Source organism: Pseudomonas kurunegalensis (genome assembly GCF_030291635.1).
Lineage (GTDB): Bacteria > Pseudomonadota > Gammaproteobacteria > Pseudomonadales > Pseudomonadaceae > Aquipseudomonas > Aquipseudomonas monteilii.
In genome coordinates this window covers 6,013,860-6,027,272 of record NZ_CP127871.1, presented here as the reverse complement: position 1 = coordinate 6,027,272, position 13,413 = coordinate 6,013,860, and the positions used below count along the sequence as shown (strand labels likewise).

14 protein-coding genes are annotated in these 13,413 nt (G+C 63.4%); 8 read left to right on the top strand and 6 right to left on the bottom strand.

Annotated elements, in window-relative coordinates:
- Nucleotides 1-53: 53 nt before the first annotated feature.
- Together QQ992_RS27430 and QQ992_RS27425 are read right to left on the bottom strand one after the other, a co-directional pair.
- Nucleotides 54-257 carry a hypothetical protein gene (locus QQ992_RS27430; protein WP_286111775.1) on the bottom strand — a complete coding sequence of 68 codons (204 nt, stop codon included), beginning with the start codon at nt 255-257 and terminating at the stop codon, nt 54-56.
- An 83-nt stretch (nt 258-340) separates the two neighbouring features.
- Nucleotides 341-700 (bottom strand): cupin domain-containing protein, encoded by a 360-nt coding sequence (locus QQ992_RS27425; protein ID WP_012274818.1) that lies wholly within the window; start codon nt 698-700, stop codon nt 341-343.
- Nucleotides 701-896: 196 nt separating this feature from the next.
- On the opposite strand from QQ992_RS27425, the gene QQ992_RS27420 reads away from it, so the two are divergent.
- Together QQ992_RS27420 and QQ992_RS27415 are read left to right on the top strand one after the other, a co-directional pair.
- Nucleotides 897-2,390, top strand: coding sequence for an aldehyde dehydrogenase (locus QQ992_RS27420; protein WP_119371859.1), 1,494 nt, complete (start codon nt 897-899; stop codon nt 2,388-2,390).
- A gap of 101 nt (nt 2,391-2,491) precedes the next feature.
- Nucleotides 2,492-3,631: an MFS transporter gene (locus tag QQ992_RS27415; RefSeq protein WP_286111773.1), complete on the top strand. Its 1,140-nt coding sequence runs from the start codon at nt 2,492-2,494 to the stop codon at nt 3,629-3,631.
- Nucleotides 3,632-3,669: 38 nt separating this feature from the next.
- On the opposite strand, the gene QQ992_RS27410 is transcribed toward QQ992_RS27415, so the two are convergent.
- The gene (locus tag QQ992_RS27410; RefSeq protein WP_105947167.1) at nt 3,670-5,226 is read right to left on the bottom strand and encodes a phospholipase D family protein; all 1,557 of its coding nucleotides are present in this window, start codon (nt 5,224-5,226) and stop codon (nt 3,670-3,672) included.
- Nucleotides 5,227-5,287: 61 nt separating this feature from the next.
- Entirely contained in the window at nt 5,288-6,718 is a 1,431-nt protein-coding gene (locus QQ992_RS27405; protein ID WP_161775521.1) for an aminotransferase-like domain-containing protein, read from the bottom strand.
- Between the two features lie 178 nt (nt 6,719-6,896).
- Between QQ992_RS27405 and QQ992_RS27400 the strand changes: the two genes are divergently transcribed.
- Nucleotides 6,897-7,127 (top strand): DUF1127 domain-containing protein, encoded by a 231-nt coding sequence (locus QQ992_RS27400; RefSeq protein WP_286111772.1) that lies wholly within the window; start codon nt 6,897-6,899, stop codon nt 7,125-7,127.
- 4 nt (nt 7,128-7,131) lie between these two features.
- Here the strand turns inward: QQ992_RS27400 and QQ992_RS27395 are convergent, their stop codons facing one another.
- Nucleotides 7,132-8,424 (bottom strand): NAD(P)/FAD-dependent oxidoreductase, encoded by a 1,293-nt coding sequence (locus tag QQ992_RS27395; RefSeq protein WP_286111771.1) that lies wholly within the window; start codon nt 8,422-8,424, stop codon nt 7,132-7,134.
- Nucleotides 8,425-8,620: 196 nt separating this feature from the next.
- Here QQ992_RS27395 and QQ992_RS27390 point away from each other — a divergent pair, with 196 nt between their 5' ends.
- Nucleotides 8,621-8,974: a YkgJ family cysteine cluster protein gene (locus tag QQ992_RS27390; RefSeq protein WP_286111770.1), complete on the top strand. Its 354-nt coding sequence runs from the start codon at nt 8,621-8,623 to the stop codon at nt 8,972-8,974.
- A 2-nt stretch (nt 8,975-8,976) separates the two neighbouring features.
- Here QQ992_RS27390 and dadR read toward each other — a convergent pair whose 3' ends face one another.
- A complete protein-coding gene (gene dadR / locus QQ992_RS27385) occupies nt 8,977-9,465 on the bottom strand; it encodes a transcriptional regulator DadR (protein ID WP_003258963.1) in 489 nt (162 codons plus the stop codon).
- Between the two features lie 156 nt (nt 9,466-9,621).
- On the opposite strand from dadR, the gene dadA reads away from it, so the two are divergent.
- The 4 genes from dadA (at nt 9,622) to QQ992_RS27365 (ending at nt 13,361) form a co-directional block, all read left to right on the top strand.
- Nucleotides 9,622-10,926 carry a D-amino acid dehydrogenase gene (dadA, locus tag QQ992_RS27380; protein WP_016712682.1) on the top strand — a complete coding sequence of 435 codons (1,305 nt, stop codon included), beginning with the start codon at nt 9,622-9,624 and terminating at the stop codon, nt 10,924-10,926.
- A gap of 144 nt (nt 10,927-11,070) precedes the next feature.
- On the top strand, nt 11,071-12,144 hold the full coding sequence (gene alr / locus QQ992_RS27375; protein ID WP_119371867.1) for an alanine racemase: 1,074 nt from the start codon (nt 11,071-11,073) through the stop codon (nt 12,142-12,144).
- A 109-nt stretch (nt 12,145-12,253) separates the two neighbouring features.
- Nucleotides 12,254-12,802: a cupin domain-containing protein gene (locus QQ992_RS27370; RefSeq protein WP_012274808.1), complete on the top strand. Its 549-nt coding sequence runs from the start codon at nt 12,254-12,256 to the stop codon at nt 12,800-12,802.
- Nucleotides 12,803-12,956: 154 nt separating this feature from the next.
- A complete protein-coding gene (locus QQ992_RS27365) occupies nt 12,957-13,361 on the top strand; it encodes a c-type cytochrome (protein ID WP_033693936.1) in 405 nt (134 codons plus the stop codon).
- Nucleotides 13,362-13,413 lie beyond the last annotated feature (52 nt).

The following is a 13,413-nucleotide window of genomic DNA, read 5'->3' as shown; positions in this document are numbered from 1 at the left end:
TGAAAAAAACCCGCGTCCGAAAGGACGCGGGTTTTTTTATGCCTGCATTACGGTCAGTTGAAGTCGAAGCCCTGGATCAGCAGGTCGGTGCCGGCCTTGATCCGGATGCGCTTGAGGTCGTACTCGCGGGTGCACATCTCGTCGGGGCCGACCACCCGGGTGCGGCCGGTGAGGGTGCAGATGGTGTCTTTGATTGCCGGCGCGTAGGGGGTGCCGACCAGGTGAGCGAGGGTTTTCAGAACGTCTTCGTTGGTCATGGTGATCTTCCTGTTGAAGTTGGATGGCCCGACATGGGCAGGGCCATCCTCACGCACGCCAACAGGCTGCCTGCACTACATAGTTACTTCTGTTCGAACATCACATAGATCTTGCGGCACGGCTCCAGCACCTCCCAAGTGCCTTTGAAGCCGGCCGGAATCACGAACCGATCGCCGGCACGCAGGGTTTTCGCCCCGCCATCCTGGTCGCGCAGCACCGAAACGCCCTGGACGATTTCGCAGTATTCGTGTTCGGTGTAGTTCACCGTCCACTGGCCCACCTCACCTTCCCACACGCCTGCGGCAAACTGCCCGCACGGGCTGGAATAGTGGTTGTAGACAGCCTGGTCCGGCTCGCCCTTGAGGATTTTTTCCGCCGCCGGGCGGTAGCGTTCGGCCTCGGTGATGACCTGCGCGAAGTCGATGATGCTGTCTATTCTCATGGTGCGGCTCCTGTTGTTGTTTAATAAAATGAACATCAGTAGGCTTTTGAGCCCTGCGTGTCAAATATATTGATAGTTTACACCGGCTGGTTTAGGGTATCGCTTGCCCGTGTGCGCGCGTCGCCCGGCCAGAATTCTGACAACGCCTGTGAGTCCTCAGTGCGGCGTTGCACCTAAACAAGAGGAGGAGTTTCGTATGACCACCCTGACCCGTGCGGACTGGGAACAACGTGCCCAGCAACTGAAGATCGAAGGCCGCGCCTTCATCAACGGCGAATACACCGATGCCGCATCCGGTGAAACCTTCGAGTGCCTGAGCCCGGTCGACGGACGCTTCCTGGCCAAGGTTGCCAGCTGCGACCTGGCCGATGCCAACCGCGCAGTGGAAAACGCCCGCGCTACCTTCAATTCGGGCGTGTGGTCGCAGCTGGCCCCGGCCAAGCGCAAGGCCAAGCTGATCCGTTTCGCCGACCTGCTGCGCAAGAACGTTGAAGAGCTGGCGCTGCTGGAAACCCTGGACATGGGCAAGCCGATCGGCGACTCCTCCAGCATCGACATCCCGGGTGCGGCGCAAGCCATTCACTGGACCGCCGAAGCCATCGACAAGGTCTACGACGAAGTCGCCCCGACCCCGCACGACCAGCTTGGCCTGGTTACCCGTGAGCCAGTGGGTGTGGTCGGTGCCATCGTACCGTGGAACTTCCCGCTGCTGATGGCCTGCTGGAAGCTCGGCCCGGCGCTGGCCACCGGTAACTCGGTGGTGCTCAAGCCGTCCGAGAAATCGCCGCTGACCGCCATCCGTATCGCCCAGCTGGCGATTGAAGCCGGTATCCCGGCGGGTGTGCTGAACGTGCTGCCAGGCTACGGCCACACCGTGGGCAAGGCCTTGGCCCTGCACATGGACGTCGACACCCTGGTGTTCACCGGTTCGACCAAGATCGCCAAGCAGCTGATGGTGTACGCGGGCGAGTCGAACATGAAGCGCATCTGGCTGGAAGCCGGCGGCAAGAGCCCGAACATCGTCTTCGCCGACGCGCCAGACCTGCAGGCAGCTGCCGAAGCGGCTGCCAGCGCTATCGCCTTCAACCAAGGCGAAGTGTGCACCGCAGGTTCGCGCCTGCTGGTCGAGCGTTCGATCAAGGACAAGTTCCTGCCAATGGTGGTCGAGGCCCTGAAAGGCTGGAAGCCAGGTAATCCGCTGGACCCGGCGACCACCGTCGGTGCCCTGGTCGATACCCAGCAGATGAACACCGTGCTGTCGTACATCGAAGCGGGCCACCAGGACGGCGCCAAGCTGCTGGCTGGCGGCAAGCGTACCCTGGAAGAGACGGGCGGCACCTACGTCGAGCCGACCATCTTCGACGGCGTGACCAACGCCATGCGCATTGCCCAGGAAGAAATCTTCGGCCCAGTGCTGTCGGTGATTGCCTTCGACACCGCTGAAGAAGCCGTGGCCATTGCCAACGACACGCCATATGGCCTGGCCGCCGGCATCTGGACCTCGGACATTTCCAAGGCCCACAAGACCGCCCGTGCCGTGCGCGCTGGCAGCGTGTGGGTCAACCAGTACGACGGCGGCGACATGACCGCACCGTTCGGTGGCTTCAAGCAGTCGGGCAACGGCCGTGACAAGTCGCTGCATGCGCTGGAGAAGTACACCGAGCTGAAGGCGACCTGGATCAAGCTGTAATCGCCGGGGGCTGCAGAGCAGCCCCAACCTAAGCCGGGTCGGCTCACGCTGCCCCGGCTTTGTCGTTTTTGCTGTTCAAGAATTCTGCCTGGGAGGCTGCAATGCGTTGGGGTACCTATTTCGCCGTGCTGGCATCCGTACTCAGTGTCGGGCTGGCCCTTGGCGTAAGCATGCCGCTGGTATCCCTGCGCCTGGAGGCCTGGGGCTACGGCAGCTTCGCCATCGGCGTAATGGCTGCGATGCCAGCGCTGGGTGTTCTGGCCGGCGCCAGTATCGCCAGCCGCCTGGCCGGCTGGGTCGGCGTGCCTTCGGCCATGCGCTTATGCCTGTGGGGCGGGGCGCTGTCGATCGGGTTGGTCGCGCTGCTGCCCAGCTACCCGCTGTGGCTGTTGCTGCGGCTGATGATCGGTATGTCCCTCACCGTGGTGTTCATCCTCGGCGAAAGCTGGATCAACCAGCTGGTAGTCGAGCAGTGGCGTGGCCGACTGGTGGCCTTGTACGGCAGCAGCTATGCCCTGAGCCAGCTGGCCGGGCCGTTGGTGTTGGGTTTCCTCGGCTCTGATGACGACTTCGGTTTCTGGGCCGCGACCGGCCTGCTGCTGCTGGCACCGCTGGTGCTTTTAGGGCGTGGCGGAGCGCCGAGCACGGAGGCCTGCAGCGTTACCTTCCGCGACTTGTTCGCCTTCTGTCGGCGCTTGCCTGTGATTGCCTGGGCCATCGCCCTGTTCGCCTCGTTCGAGGCGATGATCCTTACCTTGCTGCCGGTGTATTGCCTGCAGCAAGGCTTTACCACTGAAATCGCCCTGTTCATGGTCAGTACCGTGGTGGTTGGTGATGCAGTGCTGCAGCTGCCGATCGGCGCGCTGGCCGACCATATGTCGCGACGTGCATTGTTCACGGGGTGTGCGGTGACGCTGCTGGTGTCCAGCCTGGCGATTCCGCTGCTGCTGCATACCCCGGTTGTGTGGCCGTTGTGGGTGCTGTTCGGGGCCAGTGCCGGTGGCTTGTTCACCTTGTCGCTGGTTTTGATCGGCGAGCGCTATCGGGATGACGAGCTGGTGCGGGCCAATGCCCACGTGGCGCAACTGTGGGGTATTGGTTGCCTGCTCGGGCCGTTGTTGGCGGGGGCGGGGAGCCAGTGGATCAGCGGACATGCATTGCTGTTCCTGATGGCCGCCGGGGCTGCCGGGCTGGTGGTGTTGACCCAGCGGCGTGGGGCTTTCGAGGCAGTGTCTGCCTGATGGAATTTGGGGCTGCAAAGCAGCCCCGGAAATTGCCGCTACAACATCTTCTCCAAGCCAACGGCCTTGCTGATCCAGGCATTGAACCGCCGCCACATTCCACCTGGCTCTGATGTCAGCATGTGCCGCTGGCCGTTGTCCTCGGTCGCCCATACCAGTTTGTCACCCACCAGTTTCACCTGGTAACTCAACGCAGGTGCCATACCTTGCTGGGCCAGTTCGCGGGTGTATTCGGCCAGCTCCGGGCTGTCCACCAGCACGCCTACCTCGGTGTTCCACAGCACTGAACGCGGGTCGAAGTTAAACGAGCCGATGAAGGTCTTGCGCCGGTCGAACACGATCGCCTTGGTGTGCAGGCTCGAATCCGAGCTGCTGCCATGCAGGCTGAGGCGTGTGTGCACCGGCGCGCCCGGCTGGCGGCGCAGCTCGAACAGCTGCACGCCATGCTCAAGCAAGGCCCGCCGATAGGGCGCATAGCCACCATGCACCGCCGGCACGTCGGTGGCTTCCAGCGAGTTGGTCAGCAGCCTCACCGAAGCACCGGCGTCGGCGCGGCCGGTGAGGTAAAGCAGGCCCGGTTCGCCCGGCACGAAGTAGGCCGACATCAGGATCAACTCGCGGTGCACATTGGCCAGGTCCGGCGCCAGTTGCTGGCTCAGCAGCAGCTGTGGGTCGGGTTCGTCATCGGCCAGCACCTTGCTCGGTGCATCCCACAACGCCTGGGCGTGGGCCCAGATCAGCTCGTTGCGCCATACATCCAGGCGCGGCTGCGACTGGTAGGCCATCAGGCGGTCGTACAGGGCCTTGCGCCGGGTTCTGGCTTCGGCCAGCGACACCTCCAGGCGATGGCGGCTGGCGTGCAGGTCATTGGCATCCGGAGCACGCCAGAGGAAGTCGGTAATCGGCCGGCTCAGGGCGCTGTTCCAGTATTGGTCGAAACTGTGCCCAAGCTGCTCAGCCACCGGGCCTACACCCAGCAGGTCTATGTCGGTGAAGTTGAGGTTGGGTTCGGCATCGAAATACTCGTCACCCAGGTTGCGGCCACCCACGATGGCCATGCTGTTGTCCACCAGGAACAGTTTGTTGTGCATGCGCCGGTGCTGGCGCGACAGGTTGAACAGCCGGCCCACGGCGCGCGTCACGCCCGTACTGCGGCCCAGGTGCAGCGGGTTGAACACGCGAATCTGGATGTTCGGGTGGGCATCCAGGGTGCCCATGATGGTGTCCAGACCATCGCTGGTGGTGTCGTCCAGCAGGATGCGCACACGCACGCCACGGTCGGCGGCGCGTAGCAGTTCATGCACCAGTGCGCGGGTGCTGAGGCCGTCGTGGACGATGTAGTACTGCAGGTCGATGCTTGCCTGGGCGTTGCGGATCAGTTCGGCACGGGCGCGGAATGCCTCGTTGCTGTTGGGCAGCAGGCGAAAGCCCGAGCGCCCCCCGTAGGGCGCGGCCTGGCGCAGCACCGAGCGGCCGAAGGCCGAGTCGTTGGCGGGTAACGCCTGGCTGGTTTCGCGGGGCACACTGACGCTGGCGCAGCCGGTAAGGCCGAGCGACAGTACCAGCAGCAGAGGCAAGGCTCGCTGGAGTCTCAAGGGTGGATCGTCCTGTGCAGCAAGGGCTTTAGGGGGTTGGACCGTGGCGGGCGGCGCAAAGTTACGCGTCGGCGCTTTCTTCATCCAGTAGACGAAGGGCGGTTTCACCCACCTTGCGCACGGCGGCTTCGATCTGCGGTGTTGGCCGCGCGGCGAAGTTCATGCGCAGGCAGTGGCGGAACTTGCCCGAGGCCGAGAAGATACTGCCGACGGCAACCTGCACGCCCTGCTCCAGTAAAGCCCGGTTCAGGCGCAGCGTATCGAAATGTTCGGGCAATTCTACCCAGAGCATGAAGCCGCCCTGGGGCCGGCTCACCCGGGTGCCCGCCGGGAAGTAGCGGGTAACCCAGTCGCTCATCAGGTCGCGGCCGCGTTGGTACTGGCTGCGCATGCGCCGGACGTGGGGTTGATAGTGCCCGGCGGCGATGAAGTCGGCGATGGCCAGTTGGGGCTGGCAGGCGGTGCTGCCAGTGCTGATGTACTTCATGTGCAGCACGCGTTCCAGATAGCGCCCAGGGGCCACCCAGCCTACCCGCAGGCCAGGGGCGAGGGTTTTGGAGAACGAACTGCACAACAGCACACGGCCATCGTCGTCGAACGACTTGAGGGTGCGCGGGCGCGGGTAGGTGTAGGCCAGGTCGCCGTAGACGTCGTCCTCCAGAATTGCCACGTCGTAGCGCTGGGCCAGGCTCAGCAAGGCCTTCTTGCGTGCCTCGGGCATGATGTAGCCAAGCGGGTTGTTGCAGCTGGGGGTGATCTGGATGAGCTTGATCGGCCACTGCTCCAGAGCCAGCTCCAGCGCCTCCAGGCTGATGCCGGTGACCGGGTCGGTGGGGATTTCCAGCGCCTTCATGCCCAGGCCCTTCAGGGTTTGCATGGCGCCGTGGAAGCTGGGGGAGTCGACGGCAACGATGTCGCCAGGCTCGCACACGGCGCGAATGCTGCACGACAGCGCCTCGTGGCAGCCGGTGGTGATCACCAGGTCAGCCGGGCCCAGGCGGCAACCGGAGTCGAGCACCAGCCGGGCAACCTGTTCACGCAGGGCCAGGTTGCCGTGGATGTTGTCGTAGTACAGGCCTGGCATGTCCTGCCGCCGGCTCAACTGCGCCAGGCTGCGCAGCAGCGGCTTGAGGGTGGGGCTGTCGATGTCGGGCATGCCGCGGCCGAGCTGGACCACATCCTTGCGTGGGGTGCTGCGCACCAGTTCCAGCACCTGTTCCCACTGCGAGATGTCCACCGGGCGTTGGGCCGGGCGGCTGACGGCGGGCAGGGCTGGCAGCAGGCGGTGGTCACTGACGAAGTAGCCGGACTTGGGCCGTGGCGAGACCATGCCGCTGTCTTCGAGCATGCGGTAGGCCTGCTGCACGGTGCTCAGGCTGACGCCATGCTCCACGCTCAGGGCGCGCACCGATGGCAGGCGCTGGCCGGGGCGGTACAGGCCCTGTTCGATGCGGGCGCCGAGCAGTTCGGCGAGGTTCAGGTAGAGGGTCACGGCATACTCCTGCGCTGCATTGGCATAGCGACCGGTACAGTTGGGTTGAAAATACAGCATTCAGTCGATCTTCAGCCAATTCTGTATGGGAATAATAAGGCTGTATTGGATCTGTATTGCCGGTGCTGCCGACGCGCATGCTTTCTCCACGGTATCAATCGAACGGGAGAATGCAGCGATGGGTGGCATGAGCGATGTGCGCTTGCAACTGTTGGCCAAGGAACTGGAAACTGGGCAGCAGGCCAAGGTATTCAACGCGCCGGAGGGCTTGGGGCGTTGGGGGCTGATGCTGCATCGCTGGCACACCCGCAGGGCGCTGCTGCAGTTGACGGATGACGAGCTGCGCGATGTCGGGCTGAGTTGGGAGCAGGCCCGGACAGAAGGGCGTAAACCCTTCTGGAAAGATTGAGGCCCTAGACCAGTTCTTTAAGCCGGTGCCACAGCATCCCCAACGCCAGCAGCGGCGAGCGCAGGTGCTTGCCGCCAGGGAAGGTGATGTGTGGCACCTTGGCGAACAGGTCGAAACGCCCGCTTTCCTGGCCGCTGATGGCCTCGCCTAGCAGGCGTGCGGCCAGGTGGGTGGCGTTGAGCCCATGGCCTGAATAGGCCTGGGCGTAATACACGTTCGGCTGGCTGGCCAGGCGGCCAACCTGTGGCAGGCGGTTGGCGCCGATGCCGATCATGCCACCCCACTGGTAGTCGATGCGCACGTCAGCCAGTTGCGGGAACACCTTGAGCATCTTGGGTCGCATGTAGGCGGCGATGTCCTTCGGGTCCCGACCTGAATAGTGACAGGCGCCGCCAAACAACAATCGGTTGTCGGCGGACAGGCGGTAGTAGTCCAGGGCCACGCGCTGGTCACACACTGCCATGTTCTGCGGCAGCAACGCATGGGCGCGATCTTCGCCCAGCGGCTCGGTAGCGATGATGTAGCTGCCCGCAGGCAGTACCTTGCCGCCCAGCTCGCGGTTGAGGTCGTTGTGATAGGCATTGCAGCACAGCACCAAGGTCTTGGCGCGCACTCGCCCTTGGGCAGTATGCACCTGCACTTCAGGCCCGTAGTCGATGCGGGTAACCTCGGACTGTTCGAACAGCTTCACGCCCAGGCGGCTGGCCACGTCCGCTTCGCCCAGGGCCAGGTTCAGCGGGTGCAGGTGGCCGGAACCCATGTCGACCAGCCCGCCGACATAGCAGTCGGCACCGACCACGCTGCGGATATCGTCCTTGCCGATCAGGCGCAGTTCATGCGCATAGCCCAGGCTGCGCAGTTCTTCGGCGTCTTCGGCAAAGCCCAGCAACTCGGCGGGTTTGTTGGCCAGGTCGCAGTAACCCCAGGTCAGGTCACAGGCGATGGCGTGCTTTTCCACCCGCTCGCGGACAATTTGCACGGCCTCCAGGCCCATCAGCTTCATGCTGCGCACGCCGTCCTCGCCAATCACCGGCAGGAACTGTTCTAGGCCATGACCAACGCCACGGATCAACTGCCCGCCATTGCGCCCACTGGCGCCCCAGCCCAGTTTGCGCGCCTCTAGCAGGATGACCGAGAAGCCACGCTCGGCCAGTTCGATGGCGGTGTTCAGGCCCGAATAGCCGCCGCCGACGATGCATACGTCGGCGCTGTGCTCACCTTGCAAGAAGGAGTGGTCGGGGTGAGGCGCGCTGCTGGCGGCGTAGTAGGAGGCGGCATGCTGCGCGCTGTGGATCATTGGCTCGTTCCTGGGGACTGGTGGGCTAGGGGTGGAGGATAAGCTCGGCCTTTGGGGTGGGCAACCGGCCTCATCGCCGGCAAGCCAGCTCCCACAGGACTGTGCGATAGCTGAGACCAGCGGTGTACCTGTGGGAGCTGGCTTGCCGGCGATTGGCCCTATAATCCAACTTCAATTTTCAATTTTGTACTTGGCCATGTCCTGCAACCGTCACAAAATCCACTTCCTGCGCGAACTCATCCCCTCATTCGAGTGCGAACCCGGCTGCCACGACTGCTGCGGCCCGGTCACCACGTCGGCAGAAGAAATGGCCCGCCTCCCGCGCAAGTCTCAGGCCGAGCAGGACACCGCCCTGGAGCACCTGGACTGTGTACACCTCGGCCCCAACGGCTGTACGGTGTATGAAGAGCGGCCCATGATCTGCCGCCTGTTCGGCACCACCCCGCGCATGGCCTGCCCGCGTGGTCGTGGCCCTGAACCGATGATCGACCCTGCCGCCGAGCAGCTGGTCCATCAGTTCATTGCCACCACCCGCCAGGTGCTGGTCTAGCCTCAGTCCGGAATCGGCAGGCAGAGGCTCTCCTTTACCTCCTCCATCACGATGTAGCTCTTCGATTCGCGCACGTGCGGCAGCTTCAGCAGGATGTCGCCAAGCAGCTTGCGGTACGACGCCATCTCCGAAATACGCGCTTTCACCAGGTAGTCGAAGTCACCCGACACCAGGTGGCACTCCAACACATGGGGCAGCTTCAACACCGCGCGGCGGAACTCCTCGAAGGTGTCGCCCGACTTGTAGTCCAGGCTGATTTCCACGAACACCAGCAGGCTGCCCTTGAGGTGCTGCGGGTTCAGGCGGGCGTTGTAGCCCATGATGATGCCCTCGCGCTCCAGGCGGCGAACCCGCTCGGTGCAAGGGGTGGTGGAAAGCCCAACTTTCTCGCCCAGTTCGGTGAAGGAAATACGCCCGTCATTCTGCAGGATGCGCAGGATGTTACGGTCGATCTTGTCCAGTTCACGCTTGCTCTGGTGCTGGGTTCTCATAGGGGATGCCCCTCCGTGAAAGGCGATTTTGCCGAGAATTCTCGCCAATAATAGGCTTTTATATAGTGAATTGCACTGGTCTCAAATTCCTATACTGCGCCCATTCATGCCATTTCAATAAAAGTCTGCGGCGTGCCGCGTGTGAGGGATATAACGATGCGAGTTCTGGTACTTGGTAGCGGCGTAATCGGAACCGCCAGTGCCTACTACCTGGCCCGGCAAGGTTTCGAAGTGACGGTGGTCGACCGCCAGCCGGCGGTGGCCATGGAAACCAGTTTTGCCAACGCCGGTCAGATCTCGCCCGGCTATGCCTCGCCCTGGGCCGCACCTGGCGTGCCGCTGAAGGCCATCAAGTGGCTGCTGGAGCGCCACGCCCCCCTGGCCATCAAGCTCACCGGCGACGTCGACCAGTACCTGTGGATGGCGCAGATGCTGCGCAACTGCACCGCCAGCCGTTACGCGGTGAACAAAGAGCGCATGGTGCGTCTGTCCGAGTACAGCCGTGATTGCCTCGACGAGCTGCGTGCTGAAACCGGCATCAATTACGAAAACCGCAGCCTGGGCACTACCCAGCTGTTCCGTACTCAGGCCCAGGTAGATGCCGCGGCCAAGGACATTGCCGTGCTTGAACAGTCCGGCGTGCCTTACGAGCTACTCGACCGCGACGGCATTGCCCGCGTCGAACCGGCCCTGGCTGGCGTGAAAGATATTCTGGCCGGCGCCCTGCGCCTGCCTAACGATCAGACGGGCGACTGCCAGCTGTTCACCACCAAGCTTGCAGACATGGCGCTGAAACTGGGCGTGGAGTTCCGCTTCGGCCAGGACATCCAGCGCCTGGACTTCGCTGGCGACCGCATCAATGGCGTGTGGATCGACGGCAAGCTGGAAACCGCCGACCGCTACGTGCTGGCGCTGGGCAGCTACTCGCCGCAGATGCTCAAGCCGCTGGGCATCAAGGCCCCGGTTTATCCGCTTAAAGGCTACTCGCTGACCGTGCCGATCACCAACGGCGACATGGCCCCGACCTCGACCATTCTCGATGAAACCTACAAGGTTGCGATCACCCGTTTCGACAACCGCATCCGCGTGGGTGGCATGGCTGAAATCGCCGGTTTTGACCTGTCGCTGAACCCGCGTCGGCGCGAAACGCTGGAGATGATCGTCAACGACCTTTATCCTCGCGGCGGTGACCTGAGCCAGGCCAGCTTCTGGACCGGTCTGCGCCCGGCGACCCCGGACGGTACGCCGATTGTGGGTGCGACCGCGTTCCGCAACCTGTTCCTGAACACCGGTCACGGTACTTTGGGCTGGACCATGGCGTGCGGCTCCGGTCGTCTGCTGGCCGACCTGATTGCGCGCAAGAAGCCGCAGATCAGTGCCGAAGGCCTGGACATTTCCCGTTATGGCAACAGCCCGGAAGTGGCCAAGCACGGGCAGACTGCGCCGGCTCACCAGCAGTAATTGCCTGCACCGGCCCTTTCGCGGGCTCGGCCGCTCCCACAGGTATTTCACAGGTTTTGAAAGCTGTGCAGTACTTGTGGGAGCGGGCGAGCCCGCGAAGAATCCAACACCGATTTCAACCCGAACCACCATAAGGCAGCCGCCATGCGTCCCGCCCGCGCCCTGATCGACCTCCAGGCCCTGCGCCACAACTACCGTCTGGCCCGTGAACTGACCGGTGCCAAAGCCCTCGCCGTGATCAAGGCCGATGCCTATGGCCATGGCGCCGTGCGTTGCGCCCTGGCCCTGGAGGCCGAAGCCGACGGTTTCGCCGTGGCTTGCATTGAAGAGGCGCTGGAACTGCGCGCCGCCGGTATCAAGGCCCCGGTGCTGCTGTTGGAAGGCTTCTTCGAAGCCAGCGAGCTGGCGCTGATCGCCGAGCACGACCTGTGGTGTGTGGTGCATTCGCTGTGGCAGCTCGAAGCCATCGAGCAGACCCAGGTCCACAAGCCGCTCACTGTCTGGTTGAAGCTCGACAGTGGCATGCATCGTGTCGGTCTGCACCCCAAGGATTACCACGAGGCTTACCAGCGCCTGCTGGCCAGTGGCAAGGTTTCTCGCATCGTGCTGATGAGCCACTTCGCCCGCGCCGATGAGCTGGATGCCGACGCCACCGCCCAGCAGATTGCCGTGTTCGAGGCTGCCCGCCAGGGCCTGGCCGCCGAATGCAGCCTGCGCAACTCCCCCGGCGTGCTGGGCTGGCCACAAGCCCCCAGCGACTGGGTACGCCCAGGCCTGATGCTGTATGGCGCCACCCCGTTCGAAGTGGCCCAGGCCCAGGCCGAACGCCTGCAACCGGTCATGACCCTGCAATCGCGGGTCATCAGCGTGCGCGAGCTGCCTGCCGGCGAGCCGGTGGGCTATGGCGCCAAGTTCGTCAGCCCCCGGCCAACCCGGGTTGGCGTGGTTGCCATGGGCTATGCCGACGGCTACCCCCGCCAGGCGCCCAACGGCACCCCGGTACTGGTCGCCGGCCAGCGCACCCAACTGATTGGCCGTGTATCGATGGACATGCTCAGCATCGACCTGACCGACGTGCCGCAAGCCACTGTCGGCAGCCCGGTCGAACTGTGGGGCAAGCAGGTGCTGGCCAGTGAAGTGGCCGCACACGCGGGCACCATTCCGTACCAGATCTTCTGCAACCTGAAGCGCGTGCCGCGGGACTACATCGGCGAATGACACGCTGAAGCGGACAGGTTGAGGGGCGGTGTGTTGTAAATACTGAACGGCATTGCCATGATATCGTTCACATCCACCCCCCTTTCCACCGTTTCAGGAGGCTCCAGCTTTGGACGTCGGCGAACGACTGCAAGCCATCCGCAAGCTCAAGGGCCTGTCCCAGCGTGAACTCGCCAAGCGTGCCGGCGTGACCAACAGCACCATCTCGATGATCGAGAAGAACAGCGTGAGCCCCTCGATCAGCTCGCTGCGCAAGGTGCTGAGCGGCATCCCCATGTCCATGGTCGAGTTCTTTTCGGTCGAGCTGGAACCTGAAAGCCCCACGCAGATTGTCTACAAGGCCCACGAGCTGATCGACATCTCGGACGGTGCGGTGACCATGAAGCTGGTCGGCAAGTCGCACCCCAACCGCGCCATCGCGTTTCTCACCGAGGTCTATCCGCCAGGTGCCGACACGGGTGCAGAGATGCTTACCCACGACGGCGAGGAAACCGGCATCTTGCTGGAAGGCCGCCTGGAACTGGTGGTCGGCAACGAGATCTTCATCCTCGAAGAAGGCGACAGCTATTACTTCGAAAGCACCCGCCCGCACCGTTTTCGCAACCCCTTCGACCAGCCAGCGCGGTTGATCAGCGCAGCGACGCCTTCAAACTTTTGATCCAGCGCAGTGCATTGATTCGGCAATACCCCTTTCCTGTGTAGGGTCGTTTCACGGCCTCTGGGTTCCCGCTATACTTTTCAACGCTCGCCGTTCCGTGGCCGCGAGCGTGATTAGCCACCATGAGGGTGTTCGCGTGAACCAAATCAAGAAGATGCTGGCCGTACCAGCAGCCGTATTCGCCCTCTGGGCAATGAGCGCAACCGCTGCGACCAACGACGACATTGCCAAGCGCCTGGAGCCGGTAGGCCAGGTGTGTGTCCAGGGCCAGGAATGCAAAGGCATGGAAGTGGCTGCAGCGGCGGGGGGCGGGGGCGCCAAAACGCCGGATGACATCATCGCCAAGCACTGCAATGCCTGCCATGGCACCGGCCTGCTCGGCGCGCCGAAAATTGGCGACACCGCCGCGTGGAAAGAACGCGCCGACCACCAGGGCGGGCTGGATGGCATCCTGGCCAAGGCCATTACCGGCATCAACGCCATGCCGCCGAAAGGCACCTGCGCGGATTGCTCGGATGACGACCTGAAAGGCGCGATCAAGAAAATGTCCGGGTTGTGAGATACAGCTGAATTGCACGAAGCCCGCCTTTAATGGCGGGCTTTGTTTATGG